Source organism: Mesorhizobium sp. LNJC391B00, assembly GCF_000502535.1.
Classification (GTDB): domain Bacteria; phylum Pseudomonadota; class Alphaproteobacteria; order Rhizobiales; family Rhizobiaceae; genus Mesorhizobium.
The window spans coordinates 1-15,511 of sequence record NZ_AYWI01000028.1 but is presented as its reverse complement, the minus strand read 5'-3'; the positions used below and the strand labels follow the sequence as shown (position 1 = coordinate 15,511).

Here is a 15,511-nt window from a genome sequence, read left to right as displayed (position 1 = left end):
GCTCTCGCTGTAATTGATCAGGCTGGTACTGTTGGAAGGCTTGATCAGCCTCGTCACCCCAATCTCCAGCATAGCTCACTGTCACGCGGCCAACGTGCCTCCGTAGCTAACATCTACGTCAGCGTTGAAGAAGTAGCCTGCGCCACGGGATGTTTTGACCAGGCGAGGGTTGGCCGCATCAGCCTCCAGCTTTCGGCGCAAGCGCATGATTAGGACATCGATACTTCGATCGTACACCTCTTCTCCACGCACACGGCTCGCGAGCAAAAGCCGTTCTCTGGATAGCACGTTGCGGGGGTTCTCCAGAAATGCGATCAAGAGATTGAACTCACATGCGGTAAGCTTGACCTCGCCGCGCTCCGCACAGATCAGTCGCCGCTGCTTCACGCTTAGCTTCCAGGCCCCAAAGCGAAATGAGCGCTGCTCTCTGGTTCGCGGACTAGAAATGCGCTGGCGTAGCGCTACTCGAATGCGGGCCAAGAATTCGCGCATCCCGAAAGGCTTGGGAATGAAATCGGTTGCGCCGAGCTCCAGTGCAACCACTTTTTCCGCCTCATCAAGCCGGTCGCCGCTGATCACTATGATAGGAACATCCGATTTTGTCGCCAGATTGCGGACGATCGCAAGTCCATCCTCCCGGCCTAGGTTAAGGTCAACAACCACGAGATCGACTGGCTCACGTGAAAGAACATAGTCAAACTGCTTGCTATCGTGGACTGCGGTTACCTTCAGGGCATGCATCGTGAGATACTCGGCGATGAGGCGCCGCATTGCGGCATCATCGTCAATGACAAGAACATGTTTCAACGGCACACCTNGTGAGATACTCGGCGATGAGGCGCCGCATTGCGGCATCATCGTCAATGACAAGAACATGTTTCAACGGCACACCTTCAATCTTGAATCCCCTTGTCTAAACCTGTTGCCGAGCAACCCTGGGGCACCGACCCAGAACAGCTGCTCCTTGATACCACTCGCCGTTGCGTGCGGCCAATGTGAGGCCGTGCTCGTCCTGTTCTTTTCATCCCCAGCGAATTGACCGCACCAAGGCAGCCCGTGGACACCAGACAGGTCCCAGCGCCGACATGACCCTGCCGTGTGGTCCTTCGCTTTTTCGCTTCGAGCTCCCCCGTTGGTGCAGGCCTGCCAATATCACTCAAGTTCGACCTCATGGATGCCAAGTTTCCTGCTATGCCCTTGCATCCTGGTCATCCTGGAGTTTGCGGACCTGGATCATCTCGATATCCTCCGGCTCGTGGATCCAGCTCGGACATGGTTGAGCAGCGCGGCGTTTGGCTTGATCGGAGAGGCGGTCGGCGGAAGAAGACCGTGATTCGCTGCAGCGGCCTTGTGCAAAATAGTGTGTCTCCTGCCAAGCCGGCTTCGTCCAAGGTGGCCGGCGGCCTCAAATGCTGTTCGGCGACCGGCAGGTCGCCGGTTGCGGTGAACGTCCGGGCTAACATTTCTCAGTTACTGCAACTCCTCCATCTTGAGCGTGTCACTATGCTTGTCCATTGCGCCGTCGGACTGCGTAATGACGTGCGGTTATCTGCCGATGGGACTGTGCATGATCCACCCTTTGGCGGCGGCGGCCGAACAGCTGAACGAGGCTCGCACCAGGATGGGCTGCGCCGCCACGTCTTCCCAGTTGACCCTCGCCGCCGCGGATTTGCGCCTTCGAGCCAGCTTCGCGGACGAGCTCGCGTCTCAAGCAATGATCTGAGTATGCAGGGCCGCGCATGGCTGCTCTTTAAGGACCGGCAGCATACCGGCAAAGTTGGGCCGCTTTATCGCCTTAGTCGATTCCCCACGGTGATCCCGAGCCTGAACAAGCCCGCCAAGCTCCCCATTTTGTCCTTGGCTTGGCGCTGACAGAAGTACCGTCCATGACGCCAAAGTCGCGGCCCACACTCCAGGAGCAACGGACGGCCGGGACGAGCAATCCTGTACAGGAGTCATTGTACCAAGATGCTCCGATGTCGCTGGCTGATCGGGCCCGCGCCACCCACGCATGCGCAAGATGCTCACCCACGCTGATACGAACACGGTCTTTGCTTCAATTGAAACCGAAAAGCTGAACTTGAACATCACACAGTAACAAACCTCCCCGATAAGCGCGTGCCGGACAGGGCCAGAACCCGTCCGGCGGCTTGGAAAGGTAGGTGATAGGGAATGTTTATTGCAGCTTGGCCGCTGGCCATCGTCCTGATGACATCCATGTCACTCCCAGCCGAGCCCGCGCCACTTTCTCCGCGTGAGTTCCGCAGCCTGTCGCGCAAATGCGCCCCCTGGGTTGCGCCGTCCACCCTGGCCGCGATTGCCAAGATTGAAAGTGGCTTTGAAACGCTGGTGGCTCATGACAACACCACAGGTGAGCAGCTTCGCTGGATAGACCACCTGGAAGCCACGCGGGGCATCAAGGAACGCCTCGAAGCACAACATTCTGTCGATGTTGGATTGATGCAGATAAACAGCAAGAACTTTGCCATGCTCAATCTCACGCCGGAAAGGGCTTTCGAGCCCTGCGCCTCGCTTTCGGCTGCCGCCCACCTGCTTGAAAGCCGGTATGCCGGCGGCACCACTGCTGTGGCACAGCAACTGGCGCTTCGCCGTGCCATCTCGGCCTATAACACGGGCGACGTCACGCATGGCTTCGCCAACGGTTATGTACGCAAGGTCGAGTCGGCCGCAAAGGACATCTCAAGTCTCCTTGAGAGAACGCTGGAGCCGACTGCTCGAGATATGCCGCACCTTGAGGCACCCGGTCGGAAAGCCGTGCCGCCTCTGCTCCAGCAGAGCCAACAGGCCAATAGAAAGAAGCAGCCCAACCAAGATTCTTGGGACATCTGGGGCTCGTATCAGCCAGACCGCTCCGGGGCCGATCCCTCCGATCCGACAGGCAGCCAGGCTGCGAAAGCACGGGAACCCTCGAACCCGAACAAACTCGTATTCGATTGAAACATGGAGATGCAATGATGACGCCACTCAAGATACTTCGTGCGCTTAAAACGCGTGTTCCTTCGCCTTTTTCCATGCTGCGCATGGCGGCTGAATATGTACCGGCCGCTGCTGCAGGCGCGGCGTGGACGGTCTTCTACAGCGGGCCAGCCGCGGCTCAGGTGACCGGAGGGACGGATCCTGCCAAGATGGTCCAGAATATCTGCACGTTCATACTTGGCCCCTTTGGACAATCACTGGCCGTGCTCGGGCTCGTAGCCATCGGTATCTCTTGGATGTTCGGTCGTGCTTCACTTGGCCTGGTTGCGGGTGTCGTTGGAGGGATCGTCATCATGTTCGGGGCCAGCTTCCTGGGCAAGGCGCTCATAGGCGGCGGCTGATGAGCGACCGGTTGGAAGTGAGCACCCTCTATGTGGCGGCGACGCGCCCCGCACTGTTTCTGGGGGTGCCGCTGACGCTGGCCGGATTGCTCATGATGTTGGCTGGGCTTGTTATCATTATCCTTCAGAACCCGCTCTACGAAATCGTTCTCGTGCCACTCTGGTTCGGAGCACGGCTGGTTGTTGAGCGTGACTATAACGCGGCAAGCGTCGTGCTGCTCTATTTGCAGACGGCCGGCAGAAGCGTGGACGGGCCGGTCTGGGGAGGCGCAAGCGTCAGCGCCAATCCGATCAGAGTGCCGAAACGCGGAAGAGGAATGGTGTAATGTTCGGCGCCAGCGGCCGGACCGAGAGGTCTGGCGAGATCTACCTTCCGTATGTTGGTCACGTAAGCGATCAGGTTGTCCTTCTGGAAGACGGATCGATCATGGCCATGGCACATGTGAACGGTGTGCCCTTTGATTTGGAAGACGCTGAGATGCGCAACTCGCGCTGCCGCGCGTTCAACACTCTCTTGCGCAACATCGCCGATGACAATGTCTCGATATACGCTCATCTTGTGAGACACAACGATGTGCCGGCGCCGGCGCCGCGCCAGTTTCAAAGTGCATTCGCTGGCAGTCTGAGCGAGGCCTACGAGCGTCGTGTGCTGTCGGGAAAGCTCTTTCGCAACGATCACTTCCTCACTTTGATCGTGTCCCCCCGCACCGCAATCGGCAAGATCGGCTTGCGGATTGCCAAGTCCCGCAGACGGAATGAGCACGATCTAGCCACCCAAATGCGGAGCCTGGAAGACCTCTGGCACATCACTGCTGGCGCACTCGGCGGTTACGGTCTGCGCCGGTTGGGCATTCGTGAGAAAGGCAACGTGCTCTTCACGGAAATCGGCGAGGCGCTTCGGCTCATGATGACTTGCCGGTTTCTTCCGGTTCCGATGGTTACCGGCTCACTTGGCGCCTCGATCTACACTGACCAGGTCATCTGCGGGAAGCGGGCGCTTGAGATTCGAAGGCCCGGGGATAGCTCCGTCGGATCATTGTTTTCGTTCCGTGAATATCCGGCGACGACGCGGCCGGGCATGCTAAATTCCTTGCTGTCCGCCAACTTCCCGCTTGTCCTGAGCCAGAGCTTTTCCTTCCTCACTCGCCCACAAGCTCATGCCAAACTAAGCCTTAAGTCCAGCCAGATGACGAGTGCCGGCGACAAGGCTCTCACCCAGATCAATGAACTTGCCGAGGCAGAGGACGCACTGGCCAGCAACGAATTCGTGATGGGTTCGCATCATCTGAGCCTGTGCGTCTATGCCGACAGCCTCAATAGCCTTGCAGATCGCGCAGCAAGTGCCCGCGCACGGCTGGCCGACGCGGGCGCCGTTATCGTCCAAGAGGGCATCGGCATGGAGGCCGCATATTGGTCCCAACTTCCGGGGAACAACAGGTGGCGCACGCGCCCGGGGGCGATCACCTCACACAATTTTGCCGGGCTCGTCTCATTTGAGAACTTCCCAAGCGGTTCCAGTTCCGGCCACTGGGGCAATGCTGTTGCGCGCTTTCGCACAAACGGTGGAACTTCTTTCGACTACATCCCCCATGAGAATGACGTCGGCATGACGGCAATATTCGGGCCCGTTGGCAAAGGCAAGACGACGCTGATGACCTTTGTCCTCGCGATGCTTGAGCAAAGCTTGGTCGATCGCAATGGTGCGATCGTCTTCTTCGACAAGGATCGGGGTGGTGAACTGCTGGTGCGAGCCACGGGAGGGACATATCTTGCGTTGCGCAGAGGCGCTCCGAGCGGCTTGGCCCCTCTGCGTGGACTGGACAACACCTCCGCCTCCCGGGACTTTCTGCGCGAGTGGTTGATGGCCCTGATCGAGAGTGACGGCCGTGGACCGATCTCGCCGGAGGAAAGCCGTCGGCTGGAACGCGGCATTGTTCGTCAGCTTTCGTTCGAACCCCCTATGCGCTCACTTGCGGGCCTGCGCGAGTTCCTATTGCACAGCCCCTCCGAGGGCGCAGGAGCACGGCTGCAGCGGTGGTGTAGAGGGGGGGCGCTTGGATGGGCCTTTGACGGCGACGTGGACGAAGTAAGGCTGGATGCCTCCATTACGGGCTTCGACATGACGCAGCTCCTGGAATATGAGGAGGTCTGTGCACCGGCCGCCGCATACCTTCTGCATCGAGTGGGCGCTATCGTCGATGGTCGCCGGTTCGTCATGAGCTGCGACGAATTTCGATTCTATCTACTCAACCCCCAATTCTCGGCCGTTATCGACAAGTTCTTGCTCACGGTCCGCAAAAACAACGGCATGTTGATACTCGCAACGCAGCAGCCTGAACACGTTCTGGAATCGCCTCTCGGAGCTAGTCTCGTTGCGCAATGTATGACGAAAATTTTCTACCCATCACCGACGGCGGACCGCTCTGCGTATGTCGATGGCTTGAAGTGCACTGCGCAGGAGTTCGAGGCAATCCGCCAGGGAATGGCAATCGGCAGCCGCAAGTTTTTGCTCAAGCGCGATAGCGGGAGTATTGTTTGCGAATTCGATCTTGGGCAGATGCGCGAGTACGTAGCCGTACTCTCGGGGCGGGCCAACACAGTGCGCTTTGCCGACCAGCTTCGTAACCAGCACGGAGACGCCCCAAGTGGGTGGCTCGACAAGTTCATGGCCCGGTACCACGAAGTTCAAGACTGACGGAGGAATATTCATGAAATTTGCCAAACTTGCAGTAACGACCCTTGCTGCTTCCCTTCTGCTTCACGGACAGGCCCGTTCGCAATTTATCGTCAGCGACCCTGTAACAGAAACACAAGCGACCTTAACAGCGCTTTCCAATGCGGCGATCCTTGAGAGGTCAATCGAGACGCTCGCTACCACGATTGAAATGGTGACAATTCTAACGTCGTCATTCGCTGTCACGGGACTGCTAAGCTCACTTAACCAAGGAAATCACTACCCGTCGAGCAATAAGCTGGAGGAGCAGATGTTTGATGCTCGGGCGCCAGCTTCGATTATGGCCCGTAACATTGCGAAGGACCCAAATCGGATAGTCAACGGCACCGATTCAGAAGCGAAACTGTTACAGGGACAAATCGCCGGGGCCGCCAATGCCGCAGCTATTGCAGCCGACACTTTGGGCATGATGGACAAGCGCCTTAAGGATAACGCCGGCACGCTTGGTCAGCTTTCCCGCTCGGGAAATATTATGCAGGCCACCGTGACCAACGGTCTGGTCCTCAAGCAGATTCACGATGCGATGATCCAAAATGTCCAGGCCACGAGTCTGCTGACAATGGCCACTGCACAAGGGAGCCTTCACGCCGTGGAGGAGGCCGCCACGCAGCGTCGCGAACATCAGGAAACCGCTAATATGTTTAGCATCCTCCCGTAAACCACACAGAGTTCATCAGGCTCAGCTGCGCTGATCAGGGACACATCAGGCTCACGCCATGAATTTCAAAATTCCCGCGCCATTCACGACTATACACACGATCTTTCATGGGGCCTTCACGTCCGGGCTGCACAAAGTGCTTGAAAACGTCCAAGCGGCGGTCAGTGCGCCTCTGGTTGCGTGTGTCACGCTCTGGATAATAATCCAAGGCTGTCTGGTCATGCGTGGTCAAGTCGATGCGCGCGGGGGTATCTCGCGCGTAATCATGGTGTCGATTGTCGTCGCCCTTATCTTAGGGCAGGCCAACTATCAGCAGTACATTGAAGCGCTCTTCGACGACACGATTCCGAGGTTGGCTCACGACATCAGTGGCAGCGACTTGCCCTTCATCGGAATCCCCCAGAAGCTCGATCTCATGTTTGCTTCAAGCCAGTATGTCTTTCAGCTGATTGCTTCCGAAATTGGGCCTATGAACGGCCAGGACATACTTGCTTTCGAGGGAGCGCAATGGATTTTCTACGGCGCGCTGTGGACAGCGTTCGAGATCTACGATGCCGTTGGAATTCTGACGAAGGTGCTCTTGACGATCGGCCCCCTGGTCCTTGTAGGCTACCTTTTTGATCACACTCGAGACATAGCCACCAGATGGATCGGCCAACTGCTCTCGTACGGGCTGCTGCTTCTCCTCCTCAACATCGTTGCAACGATAGTAATCGCTGCCGAAGCAGTCTCGCTGGCAGCCATGCTTTTGATGATCAAATTCTCGGGCACGACAGCAGCCAAGATCATCGGGCTTTACGAGCTCGACATGCTTTTCCTAGCTGGTGACGCTCTGATCGTCGCGCTTCCGACGATCGCCAGCAGCATCGCCGGCGGCTCTTGGGGAGGTGCGAACCGACCTCTTAACAGCCTCAATCGCCACTTTGCCAAAACGGCGGGTGCTTAATCAATCGACAAGCTCGGTGCCAAAAACATGAAATATTGCCTACTTCTGTCAATCCTCGCTTTGGCCGCCTGCAAGACGAGCCATGGGCTTGCGACATGCGCGGGTGCCCCATTCCAACTGAACGTGGGACAATGGGAAACCACCCCTGAGGATCTTCAGGTCGAATGCGCGGAAGAGCCAAAGTGAAAGTTCCTGAACATGCCCTTCTGGTGGAGAGAGAAACGCTAGCCGCCCACTATAAGAAGGTGGAAGCGTTTCAAACTTCACGAGCGAAGTCTGCGCGGCGCCTGTCAAAGGCCCTGATAGCCTTTGCCGCAGCGGCGGTCCTAGGAAATGTTGCCCAGGCATTTACCATTGCTGCCATGGTCCCGTTGGCCAAGCTCGTACCTGTGTTCCTCTGGGTCCGGCCGGATGGGACCGTCGACAGCGAAGTGTCAGTCTCTCGACTGCCGGCAACCCAAGACCGAGCCGTCATAAATGCTTCGCTGTGGGAATATGTACGCCTGCGCGAGGGGTACACAGCAGATACAGCCCAATACGCCTATGACCTCGTATCCAGTTTCAGCGCGCCGGCTGTGCGACAGCAATATCAAGATTTCTTCAACTATCCGAATCCCACCTCGCCGCAAGTCACGGTCGGCAAACGCGGCAAGCTCGAGGTCGGGCATATTTCTTCAAACGACATCAGTCCGGACGTTCAACAGATCCGTTACAAACGTTCGCTTGTTGTCGATGGGCAGATGCCGATAGTGACCACCTGGACAGCTACCATCCGCTACGAGCGCTTGACGGGTCTGCCTGGGCAATCGAGGCTCACCAATCCGGGAGGTCTACTCGTCACTTCCTATCAAAGCTCGGAAGATAGCGTATCGAACCTGGGCTATGTGCAGCCATGACAAAAAGAGCGTTTCTCGCGCTGGTCTGTTCACTCTTCTTAACGATGGAAGCGTCCGCGGAAGACACACCACTTGCCGGCAAGCATGATGCGCGCATGCGCTACCTGGCTTACCGTCCTGACGAAGTGGTGCGCCTGTCTACCGCAGTGGGGGCAACGCTGGTTGTCACATTCGCGGCCAACGAGACAGTCGCAGCCGTGGCCGTTTCCAATAGCAAAGACCTGGCTGCGCTCCCGCGCGCCAACTATCTCTTTTTTAAGGCTAGCCGGATGCTCCCGCCGCAGCCGGTCATCGTGCTGGCCGAGAGTGAGTCGGGTACACGGAGATACGTCTTCAGTATTTCAACGAGAGCGATGCCGAAACTCGATGAGCAGCAACCTGACCTATACTACAGTGTGCAGTTCACCTATCCTGCTGATGAGGCTGCTGCTCAGAGAAAGGACGCAGAAAGGCGCTCGATTCTTGGTCAGGCCCGGGCGAAAGTGCTGCGCGACGAGAGAGTTCAGGATTTGTTGAATCGGCCCGCCGCAACTACCAGTCCGGACGAAAGCAATTTTCACTACGTCGCAAAGGGCGATCGATCGCTGGCGCCGCTGGAAGTTTTCGATAATGGCTTTACCACCGTATTTGGCTTCGCAAGCAATTCCCGCATACCCTCCCTCTACATTATCAATCCCGACGGCAAGGAAGCCGCTGCCAATTACACGGTCAAAGGAGACTATGTTGAAGTATCCGCAGTCGCCCGGGAATGGCGTCTGAGAGATGGCAATACGGTCTTGTCCATTTTCAACAGGGCTTATGACCCTGTGGGACGAGCGCCAGGGACCGGTACAGTGACACCCGACGTGTGGCGCGTTTTGAAAGGCCCGGCCGATGAATGAAACCGGCCCACAGTCGGGACATGATGTCCATGCCTCAGGATCGATGGTCTCGGAGCCGGCCCGCCGGCATGTTTCGGGATTGCAGAAGTTGGCCGTCGCTGCTCTTGTTCTCATCTCATCTCTATCGCTCATCTGGCTCGGCGGTCGTCCCAGCACACAAGACGAGCCAACTCAGCCAAAACCTCCAATTGTCGCCGACGCCGAGCCATTCCGCCCCGTGCCGATTGAGATTGCTCCCGAAGCTCCAGCACCCGTACAGGCGGCGCAGGCAGGAGATTCTGCGCCATCCACGCCGCCTTCGGCGCCAGCTGATCCGCCGCCGGAGGAAACACCAATTTTCGCCTACAGTGGCAGCGGTCAAATGCCCAACGACGGTCAGCGGAGCGAAGACAACCATAGGGATGCTCCCGCGACCTCGCATGAGATTTCAGACGCTGGCGATCTGACGGGGCGATTGAAACCAGATATACAGGAGCCAAGCCGGGCCACACTTTTGACGCACCCTGATCTCGTGATTACCCAAGGAACGATAATTCCCTGCATTTTGCAAACGGCAGTCGACACAAATTTACCGGGTTATGTGAAGTGCGTCTTACCTAAAGACGTCCGCGGCGCCACCAACAACGTGGTGCTTTTGGATCGCGGGACGACCGTGATTGGCGAGATCCAGCGTGGTCTCCAACAGGGGGATGCGCGTGTCTTCGTGCTGTGGACGCGCATCGAAACGCCTGACCATGCCCTCGTTTCGCTAGCGTCGCCGGGCGCTGACGAGCTCGGCCGCTCCGGAATGCCTGGCACGGTGGATAATCACTTCTGGCAGCGCTTTGGCGGAGCAATGCTCATGAGCGTCATTCAAGGCGCGTTTCAGGCCGCCGGTCAATACGCTGGCAGCTCAGGTGGAGGAAGCGGCATCAACAGCTTCCAGAGCAACGCCGGACAAGCCGTTGACACGACCCTTAGAGCAACGATCAACGTTCCGCCAACTCTGAAGAAAAACCAGGGAGATGCTGTATCCATCTTTGTGGCTCGGGACCTCGATTTCTCAGATGTATACGATCTTAGACCGATCGCCGTGGCGCCAGCCCCCCAACATCGCCAACGCCGGAGAGACAACAATGCGACCGGAGGCTGACCCTCAATTGCGTTTGCTTCTCAACCCTGTTTTGAAATGGCTTGAGGAGCCAAGGACCGAAGAGGTCGCTATCAACCGGCCTGGGGAAGCCTTTGTCCGACAGGCCGGCATTTTCACGAAACATCCGCTGCCGCTATCTTATGACGATCTGGAGGACATCGCGATCCTCGCTGGAGCGCTGCGCAAGCAAGATGTCGGACCGCAAAGCCCCCTCTGTGCGACTGAGCTGCCGAACGGAGAGCGGCTGCAGATCTGTTTGCCGCCCGCTGTTCCCTCAGGAACAATAAGCCTGACGATACGGCGTCCCTCAAGTCGTGTGACCGAACTCAAGGAAGTTTCTTCTCGCTACGAATACTCGCGTTGGAATCAATGGCGGTCACGAAAGGAGCGCCAAGAGCGGCAGGACGAAACGATTCTTCAGCACTACGACCATGGTGACTTGGAGCAATTTTTGCGGGCATGCGTTTGCGGGCGGCTCACGATGCTGCTTTGCGGACCTACTGGAAGCGGCAAAACGACAATGAGCAAGACTTTGATCAACGCTATACCCCCGCAAGAGAGGCTGATAAGTATCGAGGACACGCTCGAACTTGCAATCCCGCACGAGAACCATGTCCGGTTACTCTATCCGAAGGACCGAGCAAGCGTAGGTGCGGTGACAGCCGAGCAACTGTTGCAAGCCAGCTTGCGCATGCGCCCTGATCGAATATTGCTTGGCGAGATGCGCGATGATGCTGCTTGGGCCTACCTTAGCGAAGTCGTCTCCGGCCATGCGGGATCAATATCAACGATTCATGGGGCGGATCCGGTCCAAGGCTTTAAAAAGCTCTTTTCACTCGTCAAGAGCAGCCCGCAAGGAGCTGCTGTGGAAGACCACACGCTTCTTGACCTGCTGTCGGCTGCCATTGACGTCATTGTGCCGTTCAGTACCCACGGCGAAGTGTATGAGGTGGGGGAGGTGTGGCTCGCCGCCGATGCCCGGCGACGCGGAGAGACAGTAGCCGACCTTCTTAACAAGCACTAAGGCTAGAGCACGTCGGGGATCGGTAAGTCGTTTGTGATACGATGGCGTAATTTGTTCAGATTGAACGTCCACTTTGATTTGAGGGAGGTGGATAATGGGAGGAGGACTGGGCGTAGACCTTCGGTCACAAGTCTGAACTCTTCGGGCGTCCTGTCGGCGCGGCAAGTTGCGGCACGATTCGACTGCGCGTATCGAGCGCGTCCGCTGAATTGCGCGGGCGACGCTCACCGAGCTGGTGCCGATGCCTGCTTCAAAAGCGGCATCGACACCCGGCAGGTCGTACCCTTGATTTACCTAGCCGCGCTCAATGAGTGTCTTCAAAGCCGCCGAACGTGGTTCGGAATGACCGGTGGCAAATCGGGAAGTGCCATATAGGGAATCCTCCTGGTATTGCCTCCAGGGGTCCTCTCAATGAACAAAGCCGCAACCTGCCCTTGCGACCTCAGCTGGATGTTGCGACGCAACCCATAGGAGGATCGATGCGCAGAGAAATCGCAGGCAGAGTCGGTGGCATTGTGGGCCCGCCGACCGACGGTTTCAGCCCGTCAACAGGTCTTCACGTGTTCCATCCCCGACTATTGCAGGCGTGCGGCTTGCATGCTCCCGCGATCACCCATCGGAAAGAGCGTTACGAACACTACGAAGAGTTGCGCGACTTCCGCTGTCGCCCCGGTCTTACAGCGGACGGTGACCTGTCCGACCTTGATAGGACGTGAAATGCGAACGCTGCTCATTGATCATCATGTGGATCTTACGCGCGCTGTGCGAGTTGCGCTCGGGGATAGCGGTTTTGCCGTTGATGTAGTTGGCAACCTGGAACAGGCTTCGAGGGCATTTTGTTGCGCAACCTATGAAATTCTCCTGCTGGAGTTGGCTCTGCCAGATGGCGATGGCTTGGGCTGGCTGAGACAGCTAAGGAGCAACGGGCATTCAGTTCCAACCCTCATTATGAGTAGCATCAACGATCTCGAGAAGCGGATTGCAATTTTCAACGGTGGCGCGGACGACTTTCTGCTCAAGCCCGTCTCTTTCGATGAGCTCATCGCCAGAATGAGAGCCATTCTGCGCCGGTCGACACAGGTGACCGACCCCATCGTTGTATTTGGCAATCTCAATTTCGATCCGATCGGCCGACAGGTTTCCGTCTCGGGTCATCCTCTGAAGATCGCACGCCGCGAACTATGTATTTTAGAGCATCTGCTTATCCGTGCAGGCCGCATCGTGCCTCGTGCGCAGTTGGAAGATCACCTCTATTCGTTCAACGACGAGGTATCTGCCAACGCGCTTGAAGTCGGAATCTATCGCTTACGTGGACACCTGAGTAGGTCAGGTGCAACGCCACGTATCACGACCATGCGCGGCATTGGTTACATTCTTGAATTGACTGAGGCGGCATCCGCATAGTTGGTCTAAATTGAAAGAACAGACTGCCTGCCGTCGTCAGGTTGAGCTTGTGGCCATAATGGACACCGCGGCCGCCCTTGACGATGGTGTCGGCATGCGGTTCGAACGGCTCTGTCGCAAACCTTTTTGTAAGCGAGCATGGCAAGAAAAACGCCTCAGCTGTGGAGGAGCACGTGATGTTCAAGGGCCGCCATTTCGACCAGTCGGTGATCCTGCTGTGCGTGCGCTGGTACCTGGCCTACACTCTGAGCCTGCGCGATCTGGGAGAGATGATGGCCGAACGCGTTGGAGGTCGACCACTCCACTGTGCATCGCTGGGTCGCCCACTTCTCGCCGCAGCTGCTGGAGCGCTTCAACCGGCGCAAGCGTGTGGTCGGCAGCAAACGAGACGTACATCAAGGTCCGCGGCGGTATATCTACCGCGCTATCGACATCCTCCGCGATACGGTCGAGTTCTTCTTTAGCGAAAACCGTAACCAGGTGGCGGCCCAACGCTTCCTCCGCAAGGCGCTGACGCGCCATGGCCGGCCGGAGCGCATCGTCATCGACGGCAGCCAGACCAATTACGAAGCAATCCTTTCCTGCGACGCTGAAAGCCGGCTGCGGCAGCGATCGCGGCGACCGCTGAAGCCGATCCGCTCCGCAATAGCCGGCATCTCAACAATCGGATCGAACAGGATCACCGGCGTATCAAGCCGCATTCGATCCATGCTCGGCTTCAAGTCGCATGCGAACGACGTGGTTATCCTCTCCGGCATCGAGATGATCCACATGATGGGCAAGCGACAGGCGAGGTATGCCTACAAGTCTGTCGATCGCTGTTTCGATCTCCTCGCTGCCTGACGGACAGGCCGAAATGGCCGTTCACACCCCATTTCCAGGTTTGCGACAGAGCCTTTTGTCGGCGTTGCCGGCTTCGAAGGGCCGGTGCGCGCCGAGCGGATCAAGATCACCCCCGGCCACCTTGCTGCGGCCACTCGCCGAGTACGGAGCGGTGGCCGGAGGGAGCTGGTGATGACGACCCTAGATCATGACCTGCTGATCGCAATCCTGGATCGGCTGAAGTTGACGGCGATCCGCGACCAGCTCGACACGCTCATGTCGAGCAAGATCGCGCAGTTCCCGTTTGTCCGCGAACTCGACGGCTTCGGCTTCGACGCGCAGCCATCGGTCTGCTTCAGCCAAACGTATTCATTGGTATGGGACAGGCTGCTATGTCCGCCACCCACGCCTGCTCCGAGGCCCTCCAGGGCAATGGTCTTCGGCGAGGAGGATGAGACGCCGCTGGAGCTCGGGTGCAAGCGCTGCCACGCCCGCTCCGAGGCCCCACAAGGCCGAAGCGCAGTCGTCGGGGTCACGAGGCCCCTCGGCCACGACGACGAGACGTTGCTGGAGCCCGGTGCAAGGGCTGCCACAGATGGCCTGAACCTGAATCCGCCTTTCTTGAGGCGTTGCGACTATCATCGCGGCGACACGCAGCTCTTGATTTGTGTGCGAAATCCTCAGCAGATCCATCGGGCTGAGCCGCTCAGCAATATCAACGAGAATGTCCAGCGGCAGATCAAGGATACTCAGAGGAGGAAACGCTCTTGAGGCTCAGAGCGCGTCTGCTCCACTATAGATCAGGATGATTCACCGGGTCCTTCAACGCCAGCCGCCGGTTCCGATGAGAGAATTGTCCCTGATATCACGCTCGATGGAGTTAAATGCCGAGATGGGCGCCTTGCCACGCTCCTCAATGCCCCTCATGATTCACCGCCTATAGCTACCAACTGAATGAATCATCGTGATTGTCGCGCAGCGGAATCCTCAAGGATCGGGCAGTTCGTAGGGGGCGCCGGTTTGACCAGGTTGAGCCAGCGAATTGCTCGATCAGACAAGATCCTAATTCTCGACATGCGGTGAGGCTCGAACGAGATCCTCGGGACGCACTCCAAGGTTTCGATCATGTTCGGCACACAAGGAAAGGGCGGCATTGCTGCCGCCCTGTCCGCTGTAAGTTGATAGGGGCTGGATTAAAAATCCATACCGCCCATCCCGCCCATGCCGCCCATGCCGCCCATACCGCCGCCGCCCATGCCGCCAGGCATGCCGCCGCCAGCTGACTCCTTCTTCGGAGCCTCCGCGATCATGGCTTCGGTGGTGACGAGCAGGCCGGCGACCGAGGCCGCGTCCTGGAGGGCAGTGCGAACGACCTTGACCGGATCGACGATACCCATGGCGATCATGTCGCCATATTCGCCGGTCTGGGCGTTGTAGCCGTAGGTCGCGCCCTTGTTGTCGAGGATCTTGCCGGCAACGATCGAAGCTTCCGCACCTGCGTTCGAAGCGATCTGACGGGCCGGAGCCTGCAGTGCACGACGAACGATGTTGATGCCGGCAGCCTGGTCGGCATTGACGCCGGTGACCTTGATGTTGGCCGAAGCGCGCAGCAGTGCGACGCCGCCGCCTGCAACGATGCCTTCTTCCACGGCCGCGCGGGTCGCGTTGAGGGCGTC

The 15,511-nt window shown here is 58.0% G+C and carries 15 protein-coding genes and 1 pseudogene; 14 read left to right on the top strand and 2 right to left on the bottom strand.

The genetic code is table 11. The features are described from left to right. Positions 1-81 precede the first annotated feature (81 nt). Entirely contained in the window at positions 82-807 is a 726-nt protein-coding gene (locus X750_RS134495) for a response regulator (protein ID WP_023685159.1), read from the bottom strand. Between the two features lie 1,365 nt (positions 808-2,172). Between X750_RS134495 and X750_RS134505 the strand changes: the two genes are divergently transcribed. The 14 genes and pseudogenes from X750_RS134505 to X750_RS1000000165515 all read left to right on the top strand — a co-directional run. Then, positions 2,173-2,958 (top strand): type IV secretion system lytic transglycosylase VirB1, encoded by a 786-nt coding sequence (locus tag X750_RS134505; RefSeq protein ID WP_023708088.1) that lies wholly within the window; start codon positions 2,173-2,175, stop codon positions 2,956-2,958. Positions 2,959-3,032: 74 nt separating this feature from the next. Continuing rightward, on the top strand, positions 3,033-3,338 hold the full coding sequence (virB2, locus tag X750_RS134510; RefSeq protein WP_023673707.1) for a pilin major subunit VirB2: 306 nt from the start codon (positions 3,033-3,035) through the stop codon (positions 3,336-3,338). Next, complete coding sequence (locus tag X750_RS134515) at positions 3,338-3,664, top strand: type IV secretion system protein VirB3 (protein WP_023673706.1); 327 nt, start codon at positions 3,338-3,340, stop codon at positions 3,662-3,664. Before virB2 ends, X750_RS134515 begins: the two co-directional genes overlap by 1 nt. Next, on the top strand, positions 3,664-6,033 hold the full coding sequence (locus tag X750_RS134520) for a VirB4 family type IV secretion/conjugal transfer ATPase (RefSeq protein WP_023685155.1): 2,370 nt from the start codon (positions 3,664-3,666) through the stop codon (positions 6,031-6,033). Before X750_RS134515 ends, X750_RS134520 begins: the two co-directional genes overlap by 1 nt. A 13-nt stretch (positions 6,034-6,046) precedes the next feature. Then, on the top strand, positions 6,047-6,730 hold the full coding sequence (locus X750_RS134525; protein WP_023749037.1) for a type VI secretion protein: 684 nt from the start codon (positions 6,047-6,049) through the stop codon (positions 6,728-6,730). A 58-nt stretch (positions 6,731-6,788) separates the two neighbouring features. Then, complete coding sequence (locus X750_RS134530) at positions 6,789-7,676, top strand: type IV secretion system protein (protein WP_023673703.1); 888 nt, start codon at positions 6,789-6,791, stop codon at positions 7,674-7,676. A gap of 27 nt (positions 7,677-7,703) precedes the next feature. Further along, positions 7,704-7,862: a type IV secretion system lipoprotein VirB7 gene (locus X750_RS1000000165520; RefSeq protein WP_081731114.1), complete on the top strand. Its 159-nt coding sequence runs from the start codon at positions 7,704-7,706 to the stop codon at positions 7,860-7,862. Beyond that, a complete protein-coding gene (locus X750_RS134535) occupies positions 7,859-8,572 on the top strand; it encodes a type IV secretion system protein VirB8 (protein WP_023685154.1) in 714 nt (237 codons plus the stop codon). The genes X750_RS1000000165520 and X750_RS134535 overlap by 4 nt, the downstream gene beginning before the upstream one ends. Beyond that, entirely contained in the window at positions 8,569-9,453 is an 885-nt protein-coding gene (locus X750_RS134540; RefSeq protein ID WP_023679588.1) for a TrbG/VirB9 family P-type conjugative transfer protein, read from the top strand. Before X750_RS134535 ends, X750_RS134540 begins: the two co-directional genes overlap by 4 nt. Continuing rightward, positions 9,446-10,585, top strand: coding sequence for a type IV secretion system protein VirB10 (gene virB10 / locus X750_RS0134190; RefSeq protein ID WP_031243849.1), 1,140 nt, complete (start codon positions 9,446-9,448; stop codon positions 10,583-10,585). Before X750_RS134540 ends, virB10 begins: the two co-directional genes overlap by 8 nt. Further along, entirely contained in the window at positions 10,569-11,609 is a 1,041-nt protein-coding gene (gene virB11, locus X750_RS134545; protein WP_023749035.1) for a P-type DNA transfer ATPase VirB11, read from the top strand. Before virB10 ends, virB11 begins: the two co-directional genes overlap by 17 nt. A gap of 717 nt (positions 11,610-12,326) precedes the next feature. Continuing rightward, positions 12,327-13,013 carry a response regulator transcription factor gene (locus tag X750_RS134550; protein ID WP_023679590.1) on the top strand — a complete coding sequence of 229 codons (687 nt, stop codon included), beginning with the start codon at positions 12,327-12,329 and terminating at the stop codon, positions 13,011-13,013. A gap of 306 nt (positions 13,014-13,319) precedes the next feature. Next, positions 13,320-13,856 (top strand): DDE-type integrase/transposase/recombinase, encoded by a 537-nt coding sequence (locus X750_RS00245; protein ID WP_198021032.1) that lies wholly within the window; start codon positions 13,320-13,322, stop codon positions 13,854-13,856. A gap of 171 nt (positions 13,857-14,027) precedes the next feature. Continuing rightward, positions 14,028-14,186 (top strand): annotated as a pseudogene (locus X750_RS1000000165515) (ATP-binding protein); the annotation flags it as partial. A gap of 842 nt (positions 14,187-15,028) precedes the next feature. Here the strand turns inward: X750_RS1000000165515 and X750_RS0134185 are convergent. Beyond that, positions 15,029-15,511: TCP-1/cpn60 chaperonin family protein (locus X750_RS0134185; protein WP_031243847.1), on the bottom strand; the 483-nt coding region annotated here is incomplete at its 5' end.